The sequence below is a fragment of the Arenibacter algicola genome (assembly GCF_000733925.1).
Taxonomy (GTDB): domain Bacteria; phylum Bacteroidota; class Bacteroidia; order Flavobacteriales; family Flavobacteriaceae; genus Arenibacter; species Arenibacter algicola.
Map to the genome: position 1 here is coordinate 31,695 of NZ_JPOO01000003.1, position 15,013 is coordinate 46,707.

Genomic DNA, 15,013 nt, shown 5'->3' on the forward strand with positions numbered 1-15,013 from the left:
ATTGGATTGTATATCTCTTTTAACGGCAATATAACAAATCTTTAAAATCCTTCTGAGCTTAGCCTCTTATGAAAATTGATGTGCCTTGGGCCCGGATTTTTACCAAACCACACTACTGCGATTTCTCAATTGCTGCGTCGGCACTACCGTAAAAAGGAATGTTTAGCAGCCATTTCTTCTCTTTAACCGATACACCGAGCGTAATTCCATCTTTATTTTCTGATATTATCTTTGCTTTTATATTAGGGCTTTCCTTGTCCGAAGTCATTAGCAACCATACCAAAGTGGAATTCCCTTTTATTTCACAGCTATAGGAGCTGGTGGTATTGGGTTCGTACAAATTGTACTCTGGACTATACCAAGCTTGTATTTCTGGGGTTTCCTGCCCTTTGATAAGTTGGATATCGAAGTTTTGACGGCTAACCGGAACAAGCGTCAAATTCCCCCTTTCATTAAGGGTTTTCACCGTATATCTGTCCTTTACCACTGTGTTTTCCGGGTGCCAATGCCAAAGGGCATCAATTCTCCGTGGCCTGTCCGTTTCTATGTTGTCCACAACCACCCAAAATTGTCCGCGTACATAGAAAACTACCCGGGTGTGTTTCACAGATCCTTCCAAATCCATAAACTGATCAAAGGAACTGGAGGCATAATCAAAATCTGTGGCTATTTTAAAATGGTCTTCGCCCAATGGTTTGTCTGCCAGTCTTGGTCCATTTTGCTGCCCCTTTCCGTCGATCAGTAAAAGGTTATGTCCCGCACTGCTTTTGGCATAGGGACGGAATTTTTCCGCTACCTCCCCGGTATAGGCAAATCTTCCCGAGTCTACCAGGAAATCCTTGCCATAAGCTGAAACGGAAAGGTGTAGCTTATCATTATGTTGGTGGCCACTTCCCCAGGGTCCCATATCAAAAAAAGACCAATGGGCATCCCTATCGAAGTCGCTTCGGGAAACAAAATGCCCTGCCCAAGGATAAAAATAGGAGGGACCGTCTTCGGGCCGTCTACCTGTTTGTCCGTTGGTGACAATGTATTCCCAATCCTCATGACCAAATTTTTTGGCTCCCTTCAATATAAGGTTTTGGTCACTTCCCCTGTCCCCGTCATTGTTCATCACCCTAAAACCACTAGGTCTCACCATATGGGCAATGTAGCCGTACATTGCCTCAATAGTTCGGATGTAAAAATCGGGCAACTTCTTGTTGGCCCTATCACAGATTTCCTGGAAAAGTTCAAAATTGTGTAAGGAGACGTTATGGTAATGAGAACTTAGCTCGGTTTGTGCTCCATCTGCATACACCTGATCCTTCATGCTTTGGGTCATTGTTTCTATGGCATAGTCCAACCATTCTTCAGAATTTTTGTATTCAGGGAAATAGGCGGCCACGGTGGCCAAAGCTGAAATTTCCATAGTGAGCCAATTATTGCTGCTGTGAAAATTTCTGTTGTAATGGGCATGGTCGGGCAGGCTACTAAGCAACAACAGCTGGGTGGCGGGTGAAATATAATCGCTCCCCAATAAGCCATAAAATATTTTTGGCCATACCTTGGCCCTGAAGGAAACTTCCAAGCCCCGCCATACGGAAGTGCTACTTTTTACTGCAGGATAGGGCATACCCAGAATTATAAAATCTTTTAAAAAGAGGTCTATGTATTGGGCATATTTTGGGTTGCCGGTTTCCAAATAGGTATTGAACACGTTATTTAATTGACTATGCCTATTGGATAGCCAAGCCCACTCCTTGTCATTATTGGGACCTTTATAATACCAGTCACGATGGCCATTGGTAAGGTAGGGGACTTTTCCCCTAACATTCTGCACTACAAAAACATTGTTTAAAATGGTATCTGTCTCTGATTTGGTTTGGTCCGTTTTTTTTGGTAGCGTTTTACGTAAGTCCGATGCTGTATTGCCGTTTTTGTAATAATTCAAAAGTTCATTACAAGCATTTACCACATTACCGTTTTCAAATTCCCATTTAACTTTCTCCAATCCAGGATAGTCTAAATTAAATTGATCCAGCATGTTTTCAATGGTCTCGGGGTAATTGGTGCATACCTTTTCAACGGTATTTATATCCTTCCAATCCTGCTGCGCAGTTGCATTTTTATGGATGCATAATACAAAGCCAAATAGCAAAAGGGTATTGATGATTTTAAACATGGGCTTATGGCTGACTAAATTTGTTTATGGCAATTACTTTGGCGGGATCGGCTTGGGTTCCCCAAATGTGAAGCTTTCCTTTTTGGTCTACTTGCAGGCCCACGGCCGAATTAAAATCGACCCCATTCTTGCAATTAAAGGTTTTGGAACTGATTTTTTCCATAATAGGATCAAAAGATCCTAGCTTGCTAACAAGTATCAGATCGGCAGTCCCAACCATATCTTTTTTATAAAATCCAAGGGCATAAATGGCGGATGAATCCTTGATAAGATTGATGGATTGATAACTGCCCCAATCTTGGGGAGCCTCAAAACTATAAAGTAATTCCTGTTTCCCATTTTCCGGTTCTACATGGTAGAAGTCCCAATTGCGGGAGTCCCAATTGGCCACTATCGCCAAATACCCTTCTTCCATGGCCAGTAAGCCCGTTGCTCCGGCAGTGTGCCGCTTAACCTCACCTTCCCGATTTATGGTGATGCCAGGTTGGGCCTTGGCCAACGAATTGTTTTGATAATTGTATAGGCCTACTTTAGAAGTAGTTTTTATAATGTTATCTTCTATACCAACAATCAAATATGGTTTGCTAACCTGAATTCCTCCGGCATGGCGGTACGGATCTTTCATTAAGGTTATTAGGGTTTCTGAATTGAGGGTTGTCAGGTCTATCTGTAAAACGTAGGCCTTGGATCTGGAACTCCCGGAAACAAGAAGTTTTTCGGTCCCGTTTTTATTGATGAGTTGCACGCCCTGAAAATGCCCATTGCGGTGTGGGACTTTAATTTTATTGTTAATTAAAAGCACTTCGGGCTCTGAACCTAGGGCGTCAAACGCTTGGGGTACATTTTCAACTTGCTGACCCAAGCTAAGCACAGGATGCATCAACAGCTGAGCCATTAAAAAAATCCTTAAAAATACATGCGGTGTTCCCAAGGCAAAATCAATTTAATTATTATCAACTTCTTGGCTAGTAGAGTTTACAATCACCATACGCAAAACTAAAACCAAGATATGCATATTTTTTTTCAACAGAAGTGGCTATTACCCTTCTGCTTTGAATTGTAAATATGGGCATTTTTTATAGTTTAAACGATTAAATATCTATCTTGGAGCTGATTTTTTTAATTTTTTATTCAAAAAGCCAATTATGTTCAAAAGATTTAGACATCAAGTCCTTAACCTTGGAATAATTCTAATGTTTTTATTATCTCCCTGCCTTAGTTGGTCCCAAACCAATTATTCCGTCTTGGATTTTTGGAAGTATTATTCCGATGCCGAAAATTTACTTTACAAACAGCAAGCTGAACTTTCTTTTGCAAGTATCGAAAAAAGAAAGGAATCCATATCAATGCTGCATACCCAGGAAGATTGGACCGAACGGCAGAAATTGGTAAAGGACAAACTACTGGAGTCCATAGGGCCTTTTCCTCCAAAGACCAATTTAAATCCGGTTGTCACCAAACGAATTAAAAAGGAAGGTTATAGTGTTGAAAAGCTTTATTTTGAATCCATGCCCGGTCTAAAGGTTACGGCCGCGTTTTTTATTCCACAAGGAAAAAAAAGGGACCTGCCCACTATTATTTATTGCAGTGGCCACAGCGATTTGGGATTTAGAAGTGATGTCTATCAACATGTGATTTTGAACCTGGTAAAAAAAGGCTTTGCCGTTTTTGCATTTGACCCCTATGGGCAAGGGGAAAGATTGCAATATTTTGATGAAAAGGAAGGGAAATCGCGTTTTAGTCCTACACGCGAACATTCCTATCCGGGGGCACAGCTTTTTATAAATGGAGCCTCCACTGCCAAATATATGATATGGGACGGCATAAGGGCTGTGGATTATTTGCTTACACGTAAGGAAGTGGATCCAGAGCGTATTGGGATTACGGGCAGATCTGGTGGGGGGACCCAATCTTCCCACATCGCCGCCTTTGATGATAGAATCAAAGCTGCTGCCCCGGAATGCTATATTACCACCCTGGAATATCAATTAAAATCAGGAGGGCCTCAGGATGCGGAGCAGAACTTTCCAAAAGGTATTCAATTGGGTTTGGATCATGCCGATCTTTTGGAAGTGAGGGCACCCAAACCAACTTTGATGATCACTACAACACGCGATATTTTTAGTATTCAAGGGGCGAGGGACACCTATGAGGAAGCTAAATTGGCCTACAAGGCCTTCGATAAGTCGGAAAACCTTTTGATGGTAGAGGACAATGCCGGACATCAGTCCACCATAAAGAATAGGGAAGCCATGTATGCTTTTTTTCAAAAGCACTTGGATAATCCGGGAAATTCCAAGGATGGGGAAGTAACTATTTTTCCGGTGGAAGAATTATATGTTACGGAAACGGGTCAGCTTGCAACATCGGTCGGTAGCAAATTTTTGTTCGATGCAAACAAAGCTTTGACGGATAGGAATATGGAGGAACTGAACAGGGAAAGAACAAAGTTGGACCACCATTTAGTGGACCTAAAACAGAAAGTACAGCAAATATCGGGTTATACCCAAGGTGCCAAGAAAGGTAAATTGATTTTTTCCGGACAGACGGAATTTGAAGCCTATTACCTTAATAAGTATGTGATAGAACAGCCTAGGGATAACATTATTCCGTTTGTGACCTTTGTACCCAAACAAACCACCAAAATGTCTGCTCTTTATTTGGATAATTTAGCGGACAAGAAATCGGATGAGGCCTATACCGTTCCAATCCACCTCGTTAAAAAAGGGGTAACCGTAATTGTACCGGATTTGCCGGGCTTCGGGGAATTGGGCCCAGGCTATTTAAAAGGGGACGCCTATTTTGAAAATACCTCTTACAATCAATGGTTTGCAGGTATTTTGAACGGAAAAAGTACCGTATCCCTACATGTGGAGGCTATAGAAACTCTCCTTCTATTTTGCAAGGAAGAAATGGAATTGAATAACAATGAAATTATTGGCATATCCAAAGGGGGCTTTAATTCCAGTTTGTTGCACGCTTCGGCCTTAGGGGTAGACTTTAAAGGTATGCTGTTTTTGGATCCTTTGCCATCATTTGAATCCATCGTTTTCAAGAAGGACTATGACCCTGTCTTTATACCTTTTACCGTGGTCGGTGCCTTGCCACATTACGATCTTCCCGACCTGTCGGCGGCCTTTGCCCCTAGAAAATTAATGTTGGTACAACAGGCGGAGAAAGAAGCTATGGATTCTGGGTATTTGCAGTCATATGAATTTGTGAAGGAACATTATAGATCCATGGATAAGGCCAACAACTTTTCTATAGAAAAAAATGATTCCGGGGCGGAAGCAATGGATTCCTTGAATAAATTCATATCCAACCTCTAGCGGTATACCCATAATTTAATCAATAATATCATGAGAATCTATTTATTTCTTATAACCGGAATTTTAAGTATAATAGGCTGTAAACATGCACATCCGGCCAAAATGATGTCTGCAGCGGATAGCCTTCTATTGGCCAAAGCACATGAAAATGCCATTTTAGCCAATGAGGGATTTATTAGGAGTGAGAAATTTGTTCATGGCTGGTTGGAGATGGCTGATCCCGAATCTGGCTTAATTCCTAGAAATCTTGAAGCTGACACGGACATATGGAACGCAAAAGATGCCGCTGCAGATAATTATCCTTTTATGGTACTCACTTCTTTTTTCACAGATCAGGATTTATTTGATGGGGCAATGTTGGATATGTTAAATACTGAAAAAAAACTCACTTCTAGAGTTAACACCCTTCCCGATACCTATTCCTTTTCTAAAAAGGATTTTCAAAATGAAAAATTGAATATGGCTGAAATTATTTTTGGGACTTCGGAATATATCAAGGACGGCTTGCTGCCCCTTACAGAATGGTTGGGGCAAAGTTCATGGTCGGATAGAATGTTGGAGATGCTTTACGATTTACAGAAGGAGGTAAATGTTGCCGATGGGATATCTAAGGATGGTTCCAATGCTACGAGGGAAGAAGTGAATGGTGAATTGTTACAGATCCTTTCCCGAATTTACTGGATGACCGGTGATGAAAAGTTCTTGGACTGGGCTATAACGATTGGGGATTACTATTTATTGGGAGATCACCATCCAACAAAGAATTTGGAATACCTTAGGTTGCGGGATCATGGTTGTGAGTTAATATCGGGCTTATGTGAATTGTATGTTTCCACAAACTTTGGCAGGCCACTTAAAAGGAAAGCCTACAAAAAGCCAATACATGAGATGATGGATAGGATTTTGGAAGTTGGCAGAAATGGGGACGGATTATTCTATGACGCCATAAATCCTCAAACAGGAGAAATTGTACAGGAACGCCCTGCCGATAATTGGGGCTATACCCTCAACGGATTTTACGCTGTTTATATGTTGGATAAGGATCCCGAATACAAGGAAGCCATATTGAAGATATATTCCAATTTAAACAAATACACCAATTTTGATTGGGAAAAGGGGAGTGCCGATGGGTACGCGGATGCCATTGAAGGCGCCCTTAATATGTACAATCGGATTCCGGATCCCACCGTTGCCAAGTGGATGGACAGTGAAATAAATGTGATGTGGGCAATGCAACAGGAAAGTGGCATAGTAGAGGGCTGGCATGGCGATGGCAACTTTGCCCGGACCACCATTATGTATAATTTATGGAAAAGTAAGGGTTTGTATGTAAAGCCTTGGAGAGATGACCTATTACTTGGAGCGGAGCAAAAAGGGGATTCTTTATTGATCTCCATAAAATCAGAAAAGCCCTGGAAAGGAAAACTTTATTTTGATAAGCATAGACATAAGACGAATATGAAATTGCCTATGGATTGGGCCAGGATCAGCCAATTTCCTGAGTGGTTTACGGCAGATAAGGATAGGGAATATACATTGCAGGATTATGACCAAAACGAACTTACTAAATATCCAGGCAACCAGCTGATAGATGGCATTGATATTGAAATAGAGGACAATAAAAGGATGGTAGTATATTAGTTGCTTATATTGAGCAATATATAAATCTAAATACCAGTTTATGATCCAACACACAGTGGTACTCAAGTTAAAATACCCCAAAGGCTCGCCTGAAGAAAAAGAGTTTCTTTCCGCAGCGTCTAAATTGAAATCTATACCTGGAGTCCACAATTTTCAATCCTTGAGACAAATAGGGAAGAAGAACGATTTTGATTATGGTTTGTCAATGGAATTTCTCAACATGGCGGCTTATGACGTCTATAATGCACATCCTGACTACACCAGGTTCGTGAAAACCTATTGGGCAAAGTGCGTTGAAAAATTTCTGGAAATAGACTATGAACCAATTGTCTGATGTTACCATTTATTGAAAACTACAGCACAATTGTATGGAATATGCCAGTATCCAAAATGGTTCCACACTGGCATATTAATTTATAGCTTTACCTGGGGCTGATTTTGAAGTCGTGGGTCCTTGGATTTAATAGTGACCGGCCTATTTTCCATTACCTCTGTAATTCTCTCCATGGTCTCCAGTTCAAGCCTATGCATGGCTTCATGGGTATAAAAAGTTAAGTGGGGTAGCAGAATTACATTGTCCATTTCATAAAGCTTTTTTAACGGATGGTCCATATTGTTTAATGGCTCTTGGCTGTATACGTCAAGTCCAGCGCCGGCAATTAGCTTTTTCTCCAAGGCATCCACAAGCGCCATTTCATCTATTAAGGCACCTCTGGCAGAATTAATAATTATTGCGTTCTCTTTCATCACCGCAAATTCCTTGGCGCCTATAAGGTGTTTGGTTTCTTTGTTCAAAACGGCATGTACGGAAATAAAATCGCACTCCTTGAGCATTTCTGTAAGGTCATCATATTTCTGAATTCCCCTTTTTGCCAAGTCCTCTTTGGTCTTGCTGGGGTCGTAACCAATAACTTTTGCCCTAAACCCAAGTCCCGCCATCCTAGCCATGCTACTTCCTATTTTCCCGCAACCGATAATTCCCAGAGTTTTTTCGGCAATATCCAGTCCCAGCCACTCCCTACTTGGCCATACCCAAGCTATGCTGTTCATTTGCTTTTGCAGCACTGGCAGCTTTTTGGTCAGTGCAATAAGCATGGCAAATGCACCTTCCGCGACGGTTTCTTCGGCGTATTCAGGAATGTTCACCACTACTATGCCCTGTGCGTTGGCGGCCGGAATATCAATAGCATCTATGCCAACCCCATATTTTACTATTGCTTTGAGTCTTTTTGCTGAATCTATGATTTTTTTGGTAATAGGGGTGTAGCACATTAATAGTATTTCGCAATCCTCCATTTCTTTCATTAGGATTTTTTCTGATACCCCGTCAGGGAGTAATACTAGATCATGTCCTTTTTCTCGAAGTGTTTGGTCTACAAATGGAGTTTCGAGCTCCATATCCGTTCTTACTATCTTCATAATTTTCAATTAGCTTTAATGGTCGGTTGCTGTAAAATGGCGGTTTAAATATTGAAATTGGCCCTTAAAACAAATGTAAAAAAGCGGTGGGAATTATATGTAGTATTCCGAGGAATGTTTTATTTCCTTCAAGACAAAGGTACTGTTGAGAACACCGATGTTTTCGATCTTGGAGAGCTTGGTCTTTACAAAGTCATGATATTCCTCTAGACTTTTGGTATGTATTTTTAATATAAAATCTACCTGTCCGGCTAAATGATAACATTCCTGCACCTCGTCCAGACTCTGTACCTGTGCTTCAAACTTTTCTATAAAGGCTTCATTGTGATACCGCATGGATACTTGACATATAACGGTTATTGAGCGGTCTATTTGCTTTTTGTCCAGAATGGCCACGTACTTTTTTATAACCCCTTGTTTTTCCAGTCTACGGACTCTTTCGTAAACAGGGGAGGGGGTAAGATTGAGGATTGCTGCGATTTCCTTTGCTGTTTTTTTGGAATCCTTTTGCAAAATCCTTAGAATGGTTATATCGGTTTGGTCTAATTGCTCCATAGTGGTCAAAAAAATTACTTTAAAATTTAAATTTTTATGTTTATAAAAGTAAATAAAACTTTTAAATTAGTATAATTAAGGGATAATTACTTAATTATTTCAGTTATTTAACTTTAGTGATTGTATTTTGTAATTTCGACAGTAATTAACACTTTGGTTAATTGGTTTAAAACGGTACATTATGAAAGCAAAAGTTCTAGTAATCGGCGCCAATGGGCAATTGGGATCTGTACTTGTAAAAGAGTTACAGCAGCATCATGGTTTGGACAATGTGGTGGCATCGGATTTAAAGAAAGCCAAAAATTTTGTAGGTACATTCAAAGTCTTGGATGCCACTAACAGAATACATTTGAGCGATGTGGTTTCCAAATATGGGATTACCCAAATTTATCATTTGGCAGCAATTTTGTCGGCCAAGGGAGAAGCAAATCCGTTGGAGACATGGGATCTGAATATGAGGATGCTGTTCAATGTATTGGAGGTAGCTAGAATCCATGAGCTGCATAAGGTATTCTTTCCAAGTTCCATAGCCGTTTTTGGAGAAGATGCCCCTTGGGTAAACACACCCAACAACGCCTTTCTCAACCCTGCAACAGTCTATGGCATGAGTAAGGCGGCAGGAGAACAATGGGCACAGTATTACTTTCTAAGATATGGTTTGGATGTTAGGTCTCTTCGTTATCCCGGCGTTATAGGTTATCAATCTTTACCTGGTGGTGGTACAACAGATTACGCGGTAGAAATTTTTCACAAGGCCGTCCTGGAAGAGGAATTTGTCTGTTTTCTAAATGAAGATACTACCCTGCCGATGATCTTTATGGATGACGCTATCAGGGCTACTTTGAAATTAATGGAGGCACCTAAAAAGAACATTAAAATAAGAACGGCTTATAATCTTGCAGGAAGTAGCTTTTCTCCAGAGGATATTGTGGCTGAAATCCGTAAATACTATCCAGAGTTTAAGGTAAAATATGAACCGGATTTTAGACAGGACATTGCTTCCCGATGGCCAAAATCTATAAATGATGTAGAGGCAACTTTGGATTGGGGATGGAAACCGAAATACGATCTGGAAATGATTGCCAGTACCATGATCGAGAAACTAAAAGAACAGTATATAACGCATGAATAGATCCGTTGAGGCTATTTGAACAAAACTCAAGGCCTATACCTAATATAGGCCTTAAAAAGAAATAATAATCATGTATACAACAGTAAAAAAAGAATTGCAGCAAGAGCTGGACGCTATTAAGGCCGAAGGACTTTATAAGGAGGAAAGAATAATTACGACTCCCCAGGGAGCTGAGATCCAAACTACGAATACCAAGGAGGTCCTGAATTTTTGTGCCAACAATTACTTGGGGCTCTCTGCCCACCCAGAGGTAATAAAGGCAGGGAAGGAGGCTATTGATACCCATGGTTATGGCTTGTCGTCGGTTCGTTTTATTTGTGGTACACAGGATATCCATAAAGAATTGGAACGCAAGACCGCTGAGTTTTTGGGAATGGAGGACTGTATCCTTTATGCCGCCGCATTTGATGCCAATGGTGGATTATTTGAGCCTATTCTTGGTCCTGAAGACGCCATTATTTCTGATGCATTGAACCATGCTTCCATCATAGATGGGATAAGGCTGTGCAAGGCGAAACGTTTTAGATATGAGCATAATTCCATGACGGACTTGGAGGAGCAATTGAAAGCGGCCAAGGGCTCCAGAAGAATATTGATCGTGACAGACGGTTCCTTTTCAATGGACGGAACCATTGCACAGTTAGATAAAATCTGTGATTTGGCGGATAAATATGAGGCCATGGTTATGATAGACGAATGTCACTCCACTGGTTTTTTAGGAGCTACAGGTCGTGGTTCACATGAATATAGAAATGTAATGGGTAGAATTGATATCATTACAGGTACCTATGGCAAGGCCCTTGGGGGAGCCTCGGGCGGATTTACGGCAGCAAGAAAGGAAATTGTGGATATGCTAAGACAACGTTCCAGGCCGTATTTGTTTTCCAACACTTTGGCACCATCAATAGTTGGGGCATCCATAAAAGTATTGGACCTGCTTTCTTCCTCAACAGCGCTTAGGGATAAACTGGAGGCTAATACCAAATATTTCCGGTCTGCCATGACCGCCGCCGGTTTCGATATTGTACCGGGAGATCACCCTATAGTTCCGGTAATGCTCTATGAAGCTCCCTTGGCCCAAGAGTTTGCCGCCAAATTGTTGGAGGAGGGCATTTATGTAATCGGTTTTTTCTATCCAGTTGTTCCAAAAGGGAAAGCCAGAATTAGGGTACAGTTGTCCGCAGCACATGAACAACATCATTTGGAAAAGGCAGTGGAGGCCTTTACCAAAGTAGGGAAGGCGCTAAAAGTAATTTAAGTATGTCTTAGGAAATGGCATTGGAACCCTATGGAAATTCTGTATCCCAATGCCATTAGGTCTTAAGTTTTGGCCCCTTGTTGGAATCGTACATTTTAAGTAAATGATAAACATGTATAACACAGAAAACAATTCCGGCAATGACAAGGGGTACGGAATTTAACATAGTGCCATAAATGATGTAGAAGAAACTGGAAATTAAATGCCAAAGACGGAATTTGCCCATGTCCTTTTTGGTGATGGCAAAGAAACCGGTAAGGATGGCGATATAGCCAATGCTCTCAATTGCTAAGTTTGTCATTTTTTAAATTTTTTAAGGTTCTTTCCTTGTAATTGCTTTGGTTTACTTTTTCTTCAATTTTTAAGAATTCCTCCAAAAAGTTTGGACTGTCCTTCAGAAGGTCCATTACGGTCTGTCTTCCTGCGGTCCAATATTTTTCGAAAAGGGGTAATTGCCTATGGGCCTTTTCTGTTAAGGTTAAAATCTGTCTTCTCTTGTCCTGGTCATCGGTCTTGGTCTCCACATGCCCATTTTTTTTCATCTTGTTTATGATTTTTACTACGGCAGGATGTGAGAATTGTAATTTTTCCGATATTTCGGTAATAGTCATAGCCTCATTTTCCTGTAAGAGAATAAAGATCAAGTTCCAATTTGGTTCAATATCCAGTCCTTCCGATTTATACAACTCTTTAGTACTATAGAGTAGGGCATCACTTAGTCTCTTAAGCCTACTGGTAAGTCCAACAAATTCTATTTCGGTTAAAAAGTCGTTCATAATTTTCTAGTTAAGTAACTGGTTACACAAATATATTTAAATTTTGGTAACTAGTTACGTAATTTTTGATTTTTTAATTGTTACTGGTTCTGCATTGTATCCGTCTTATGAAATATATGAAATGACCAGTGTTGAATTTACTGTGCCCATATCATGAAAGTGTTCTATTGAAGTAGAAATCTATCTAACTCCTGAGATCCAAAAAGTATTTGATTAAAATAGAGATTAATTGATTAACTAAATAGAGGATCTTTTATCAGTTGAATATTAAAAGAAGAATGTTTAACTTTCAAAAAAAATATAAAGGACCAACCATGCACAAAAGAACTGCACTAACAGTATTTTCAATTGTATCCTATTTAGGATTTTCCTGCACCTTAATGGGGCAAAATACCCACCATGATCATACGCACCATGCGCATGACAATAATGACATGGCGCATCATCACCCGCATAGCCCTATGGCTTCAGATGAAATTCCCATGCAGGCAAAACTGCTTACGGGACAAGGGGAGTTTGTTTTTTCTTGGGACCAGGAATTAACGGCGGCCTTTCCAAAAGAGGCCCATGAATTTGAACCAGGAATGCACGGAGGATTTAATGAGGATCCTGAAACCGGCATCGTTTATACGGGAATACCTGGATACGGACTATGTTCCATTAGCCCCGATCTAACAAAATGGTCTACCATAGGTAGTGATCAACGTTTAAAGGATAATATCCATGGTATTGTTTTCTTTGTTCACAAGGGTGAAAAATACCTAGCGGTGGCACAAGAGGGAAAAAGAGTTCTGGTTCTTACCTTGGACGGAAGAATCGTGAGTGAAATTCTGAAACCTACAGGCACTGAATTCAAGTTTGCCGAAGCCAATGAGTTCTTCGTTTCGAAGGATAGTAATTTTGGGGTTACGGATGTAACCTACCTTAATGGAACGCTATATGTGGCCCATGGTTATTCCGCAGGAGATTTTGTGATGACCATAAAGGAAAAGAATGGCGTTTGGAGCTGGGGAAAACTAGCCTGGGGAGGAAAAGGAGATATGCCAGGTCAGTTCCAGACCGCACATGGTATCTATGCCCACGAGAATCATATTCTTGTGGCCAATAGGGCAGCAGGACAAGTGGTAAAATTTACCAAGAAGGGCAAGTTTGTGGAAACTTTTAATGATATTCCGGAAAGTAGTCTGGTATGTAATGTCTCCTATAAAGCTGAGCATTACTTCCTAAATGCCTTGCAGGCCATTGGCGAACAAAAATCGGCACCGATCTATGTGCATACCGGAGAAAAGTTGCTATCGACCGTTATTCCCGGGGATTTGGATATTCCTGTCCTAACAAACATTCATCAGGTTTGGCCGCATATTGTTACAGAAAACGGCACCAAACAATTGTACCTTCTGGTTCATGGATGGAACAAAGGCAAATTTGCCGTCCTGAAAATGGAAAAATAATAAAAAGGCCTCCTCAAAAACGGGAGGCCTTTTTTTATGGATTTATTTTATCGGAGTCAAAACAATATTGCGATAGGCCACATTGCCGTGATCTCCCTGCAGGTAAATTGGCCCTGGACTCAATACATCTGACGACATTGCTCCACCGGTAGGTCCCCAGACGGGTTGATTGTCTATTATTTTTTTACCGTTAAAGATTACCGTCACATGTCGGTCTACCAATGTAATATCAAACGACTGCCATTCTCCCGCAGGTTTTTCGGCAGCCTCACTTGGTGTAATACGGCTATAAAGGGCACCCATATTATGGCTGTCCAACTCCTTGCCATAGGAATCCACTACCTGGATTTCATAGAGTCCGCGTAGGTAAACGCCACTATTGTTGCCTTCTGGAACCATAACTTCCAACTTTAGGTTGAAATCATTAAAATCCTGTAAGGTTCTTATGTTTCCATAAGAGATATGTTCGCCATCTTCTGGTTGAACGGGATCGTTCATCAGCGTACCGTCCACCACCTTAAAACCGTTGGCCTTTTTCGGATCGATCAATTTCCAACCACTCAAATCCTTCCCGTTGAACAATTTGATCGGCTTTTCAAATTTCAACTTGGATAGATCAGGTGTGTCCGGCATTGGCGGCATACGTTTTCCCGTAAAATTTTTGATGGACACCCCGCTTCCGTCCCTATTGGGACTACTCATGGTACCCAACAAGGCATCACCCACTTTTTTGACCTCCAGGGTATAAGTTATGGTATGGCTGCGCTCGGCACTTCTTTTTACTTGATTGGTACGGGTAACAACCAAGGTATTTTCGTCCATTAGATAAACGTTGGCCACGGGAACTACACTACCACCTATCCATAATAGTTCGGCATCCAAAAAACCCTGTTCTTCATGTACTTTGAGCCAGCCTGCACCCCCGCCTTCAATTTCAAGGCCCCACATGCCCATAAAAGGGTTGGCCACAATCGGTTGTGCCTTACTATTAGCAAAGCTGTTAAAGGCTAGAAATATCAATATCATGGAAGTAATTGTCCGTTTCATATTACTGTTTTTTATTATAGATTAGTTTATATGCAACATAAATTGTTCTTAATACGCTTGTATATGAGTAATACTGAATTTATATGCCATACATTTCGCTAAGTAAATTACGAAATAAAAAAGAATAGCATCCATGAAAAAGCAATAAGTCGAGCATCTTTAAATTATAGCTAAAATCCTAAATACATGAACACTCAAATTTCTGCCAAACCTAAGTTATTCATTGGAATCGATATTCTAA

At 40.7% G+C, this 15,013-nt stretch carries 13 protein-coding genes; 6 read left to right on the forward strand and 7 right to left on the reverse strand.

Going from position 1 to position 15,013, the window contains the following annotated elements:
* Positions 1 to 112: 112 nt before the first annotated feature.
* Positions 113 to 2,164: an alginate lyase family protein gene (locus U735_RS0110265; RefSeq protein ID WP_031443732.1), complete on the reverse strand. Its 2,052-nt coding sequence runs from the start codon at positions 2,162 to 2,164 to the stop codon at positions 113 to 115.
* Between the two features lie 4 nt (positions 2,165 to 2,168).
* The gene (locus U735_RS0110270; RefSeq protein ID WP_157365020.1) at positions 2,169 to 3,059 is read right to left on the reverse strand and encodes a hypothetical protein; all 891 of its coding nucleotides are present in this window, start codon (positions 3,057 to 3,059) and stop codon (positions 2,169 to 2,171) included.
* A gap of 250 nt (positions 3,060 to 3,309) precedes the next feature.
* Between U735_RS0110270 and U735_RS0110275 the strand changes: the two genes are divergently transcribed.
* The 3 genes from U735_RS0110275 to U735_RS0110285 are packed head-to-tail and all read left to right on the forward strand — an operon-like array spanning position 3,310 to position 7,468.
* Positions 3,310 to 5,493 carry an alpha/beta hydrolase family protein gene (locus U735_RS0110275; RefSeq protein WP_051892057.1) on the forward strand — a complete coding sequence of 728 codons (2,184 nt, stop codon included), beginning with the start codon at positions 3,310 to 3,312 and terminating at the stop codon, positions 5,491 to 5,493.
* Between the two features lie 30 nt (positions 5,494 to 5,523).
* Positions 5,524 to 7,134, forward strand: coding sequence for a hypothetical protein (locus tag U735_RS0110280; protein WP_034248417.1), 1,611 nt, complete (start codon positions 5,524 to 5,526; stop codon positions 7,132 to 7,134).
* 40 nt (positions 7,135 to 7,174) lie between these two features.
* Positions 7,175 to 7,468, forward strand: a complete 294-nt coding sequence (locus U735_RS0110285; RefSeq protein ID WP_031443736.1) for a Dabb family protein — start codon at positions 7,175 to 7,177, stop codon at positions 7,466 to 7,468.
* An 80-nt stretch (positions 7,469 to 7,548) separates the two neighbouring features.
* Here U735_RS0110285 and U735_RS0110290 read toward each other — a convergent pair whose 3' ends face one another.
* Positions 7,549 to 8,553: a 2-hydroxyacid dehydrogenase gene (locus U735_RS0110290; RefSeq protein ID WP_031443737.1), complete on the reverse strand. Its 1,005-nt coding sequence runs from the start codon at positions 8,551 to 8,553 to the stop codon at positions 7,549 to 7,551.
* Between the two features lie 93 nt (positions 8,554 to 8,646).
* Entirely contained in the window at positions 8,647 to 9,108 is a 462-nt protein-coding gene (locus U735_RS0110295) for an Lrp/AsnC family transcriptional regulator (protein ID WP_031443738.1), read from the reverse strand.
* 181 nt (positions 9,109 to 9,289) lie between these two features.
* On the opposite strand from U735_RS0110295, the gene U735_RS0110300 reads away from it, so the two are divergent.
* Both U735_RS0110300 and kbl read left to right on the forward strand, forming a co-directional pair.
* The gene (locus tag U735_RS0110300) at positions 9,290 to 10,240 is read left to right on the forward strand and encodes an NAD-dependent epimerase/dehydratase family protein (protein ID WP_031443739.1); all 951 of its coding nucleotides are present in this window, start codon (positions 9,290 to 9,292) and stop codon (positions 10,238 to 10,240) included.
* Between the two features lie 70 nt (positions 10,241 to 10,310).
* A complete protein-coding gene (gene kbl, locus U735_RS0110305; protein WP_031443740.1) occupies positions 10,311 to 11,498 on the forward strand; it encodes a glycine C-acetyltransferase in 1,188 nt (395 codons plus the stop codon).
* Positions 11,499 to 11,553: 55 nt separating this feature from the next.
* On the opposite strand, the gene U735_RS0110310 is transcribed toward kbl, so the two are convergent.
* Both U735_RS0110310 and U735_RS24565 read right to left on the reverse strand, forming a co-directional pair.
* Entirely contained in the window at positions 11,554 to 11,799 is a 246-nt protein-coding gene (locus tag U735_RS0110310; RefSeq protein ID WP_031443741.1) for a YgjV family protein, read from the reverse strand.
* Positions 11,780 to 12,274, reverse strand: coding sequence for a MarR family winged helix-turn-helix transcriptional regulator (locus tag U735_RS24565; RefSeq protein ID WP_034248420.1), 495 nt, complete (start codon positions 12,272 to 12,274; stop codon positions 11,780 to 11,782). The genes U735_RS0110310 and U735_RS24565 overlap by 20 nt, the downstream gene beginning before the upstream one ends.
* Before the next feature lie 314 nt (positions 12,275 to 12,588).
* Between U735_RS24565 and U735_RS0110320 the strand changes: the two genes are divergently transcribed.
* Positions 12,589 to 13,725 (forward strand): NHL repeat-containing protein, encoded by a 1,137-nt coding sequence (locus U735_RS0110320; protein ID WP_146032809.1) that lies wholly within the window; start codon positions 12,589 to 12,591, stop codon positions 13,723 to 13,725.
* A gap of 42 nt (positions 13,726 to 13,767) precedes the next feature.
* Here the strand turns inward: U735_RS0110320 and U735_RS0110325 are convergent, their stop codons facing one another.
* A complete protein-coding gene (locus U735_RS0110325; protein ID WP_034248423.1) occupies positions 13,768 to 14,772 on the reverse strand; it encodes a 3-keto-disaccharide hydrolase in 1,005 nt (334 codons plus the stop codon).
* Positions 14,773 to 15,013: the final 241 nt, after the last annotated feature.

Excerpts from the sequence above, each read along its gene's own strand:
- U735_RS0110265 (WP_031443732.1), bottom strand. The coding sequence starts at position 2,164 with ATGTTTAAAATCATCAATACCCTTTTGCTATTTGGCTTTGTATTATGC.
- U735_RS0110270 (WP_157365020.1), bottom strand. The coding sequence starts at position 3,059 with ATGGCTCAGCTGTTGATGCATCCTGTGCTTAGCTTGGGTCAGCAAGTT.
- U735_RS0110275 (WP_051892057.1), top strand. The coding sequence starts at position 3,310 with ATGTTCAAAAGATTTAGACATCAAGTCCTTAACCTTGGAATAATTCTA.
- U735_RS0110280 (WP_034248417.1), top strand. The coding sequence starts at position 5,524 with ATGAGAATCTATTTATTTCTTATAACCGGAATTTTAAGTATAATAGGC.
- U735_RS0110285 (WP_031443736.1), top strand. The coding sequence starts at position 7,175 with ATGATCCAACACACAGTGGTACTCAAGTTAAAATACCCCAAAGGCTCG.
- U735_RS0110290 (WP_031443737.1), bottom strand. The coding sequence starts at position 8,553 with ATGAAGATAGTAAGAACGGATATGGAGCTCGAAACTCCATTTGTAGAC.
- U735_RS0110295 (WP_031443738.1), bottom strand. The coding sequence starts at position 9,108 with ATGGAGCAATTAGACCAAACCGATATAACCATTCTAAGGATTTTGCAA.
- U735_RS0110300 (WP_031443739.1), top strand. The coding sequence starts at position 9,290 with ATGAAAGCAAAAGTTCTAGTAATCGGCGCCAATGGGCAATTGGGATCT.
- kbl (WP_031443740.1), top strand. The coding sequence starts at position 10,311 with ATGTATACAACAGTAAAAAAAGAATTGCAGCAAGAGCTGGACGCTATT.
- U735_RS0110310 (WP_031443741.1), bottom strand. The coding sequence starts at position 11,799 with ATGACAAACTTAGCAATTGAGAGCATTGGCTATATCGCCATCCTTACC.
- U735_RS24565 (WP_034248420.1), bottom strand. The coding sequence starts at position 12,274 with ATGAACGACTTTTTAACCGAAATAGAATTTGTTGGACTTACCAGTAGG.
- U735_RS0110320 (WP_146032809.1), top strand. The coding sequence starts at position 12,589 with ATGCACAAAAGAACTGCACTAACAGTATTTTCAATTGTATCCTATTTA.
- U735_RS0110325 (WP_034248423.1), bottom strand. The coding sequence starts at position 14,772 with ATGAAACGGACAATTACTTCCATGATATTGATATTTCTAGCCTTTAAC.